The sequence below is a fragment of the Mesorhizobium sp. M7A.F.Ca.CA.004.06.1.1 genome, from assembly GCF_003999135.1.
GTDB lineage: Bacteria > Pseudomonadota > Alphaproteobacteria > Rhizobiales > Rhizobiaceae > Mesorhizobium.
Genome location: NZ_RZPQ01000931.1, coordinates 1 through 1,990, shown reverse-complemented (window position 1 = coordinate 1,990; position 1,990 = coordinate 1). Strand labels below are relative to the sequence as shown.

Genomic DNA, 1,990 nt, shown 5'->3' with positions numbered 1-1,990 from the left:
CCGCTGGGCCGGTCGCCGGCTATGGCGACACAACGGTGGAAGGCACCGAAAAGGTCGACCGCGACTTCACCGAATACATGACCGGCCTCAAGCGCGGCCGGCAGTACTCGCCGCAAGAGATCGATGACGCGCGCGACCGGCTGCTGGCGCTCGAGGTCTTCAACAGCGTGACGTTCAAGGAAGCCGACACGCTCGATGCCGACGGCAACATTCCGATCGGCGTCCAGGTCAGCGAGCGCAAGCCACGCTATTTCGGCGTCGGCGGCACCTTCTCCAACACCGAGGGGCTGGGCCTGGAAGGTTATTGGGGCCACCGCAATTTGTTCGGCCGGGCCGAGAAGCTGCGCATCGACGGCAAGATCAGCGGCATCGGCAGCAATGATCTCGGCGAGCTCAACTACAATGCCGGCATCATGTTCGAAAAGCCGGGCGTGATCGGGCCGGCATCGAAGTTCTTCGCCGGCGTCAAGACGGTACTCGAACATCCTGACGCCTATGACCATTTCTCGGTCAAGGGCAGCACCGGGCTGTCCTACGAGCTGACCAAGAAGCAGACGGTTTCCGCCGAGGTGGCGCTCGACTATTCCCGCATCCACGACGCTTTCGGCAAGCACAAATACCTGATCGCCAGCATTCCGCTGCAATATGTCTATGACAACCGGGACAACCGGCTGAACCCGACAAGCGGCTTCCGGGTGCTGGCCTATGCCGAGCCCAGCTACGACATTTTGAGCGGTGCGGCGTTCCTGAAGCTGAGGGGCGAAGGGTCGGCCTATCAGTCGCTGGACTCGGCTTCGAAATTCGTGCTGGCCGAACGTGTCGCCATCGGTTCGATCGTCGGCACCAGCCTCGAACATGTGCCAGCCGACCGGCGCTTTTATTCCGGGGGCGGCGGTTCGGTGCGCGGCTATGCCTATCAGGGCATCGGACCCAAGGACTTCACCGGCCAGCCGATCGGCGGCCTGTCCTTCTTCGAAACCTCGGTCGAGATGCGCATCGCCATCACCGATACGATCGGCATCGTGCCGTTCGTCGACGCCGGCACCGTATCGACCAAATCAGCTCCCGATTTCTCCGATGTCAAGGTCGGCGCCGGCGTCGGGCTGCGCTATGTCACGCCGTTCGGGCCACTGCGCATCGATGCCGCCGTGCCGCTCAACCGTGATCCGGGTGACCCGCATTTCGGCATCTATGCCGGCATCGGGCAGGCATTCTGAGCGATGAAAACAGTCTGGCGCATCCTCCGCATTGTCCTTTACACGCTGCTGATCGTGGTTGCGGGAGCGATCGGCGCGCTGGTGGTGCTGACCAAGACCGAGCGCGGCCGCGACAATCTCGCCGGCATCATTTCGCGGCTGGCTTCGAACGACAACCGCAAGATCACGGTCAGCGGCATAGACGGCATCTGGTCCGGGGCGCTCAGCGTCGACCATGTCGTGCTGGAGGACCGCGAGGGCGCCTGGCTGGTGGCGCGCAAGGTGGCCGTCGACTGGTCGCCGCTGGCGCTGCTGTCGAAAAACTTCAGCGCCGACCGTATCGCTGCCGAGCGTATCGAACTGGCGCGATTGCCGGTGGCCAGCACGCAGCCAGCGCCGAGCGGGGGTACGACGACGCTGCCGGTTTCCATCGACATCAAGCAGATCGATCTGCCCGAGATCGCGCTTGGCCAGCAACTGGCCGGCAGCGGCATCGCCGAGCTTGCGGCCAAGGGATCGGTCAAGGCCGATGCCGCGCCACTGGCGGTCGAGACGGTGCTCAACATCACCCGTCATGACGGCAAGCAAGGTAATGTCGACGCCAAGATCCACTTTGCGCCGGCAGACAACAGGCTCGATCTCGACCTGAAGGCCTCGGAGCCGGCAGGCGGTATCATCGCCAACCTGCTCAAGCTGCCCGACACGCCGCCGGTCGACATAGATGTCTCGGGCACCGGGCCGCTCGCCAACTGGAACGGCATCGGCACGTTCTCGGTCGACGGCAAGATCGTCAC

At 63.8% G+C, this 1,990-nt stretch carries 1 protein-coding gene and 1 pseudogene; both read left to right on the top strand.

What is annotated here, in order from left to right; all coding sequences use genetic code 11:
- A partial coding sequence (locus EN906_RS32300) for an autotransporter assembly complex family protein (RefSeq protein ID WP_164777535.1) occupies positions 1–1,217 on the top strand: 1,217 nt, incomplete at its 5' end.
- Positions 1,218–1,220: 3 nt separating this feature from the next.
- A pseudogene (locus EN906_RS32295) lies at positions 1,221–1,990 on the top strand (translocation/assembly module TamB); the annotation flags it as partial.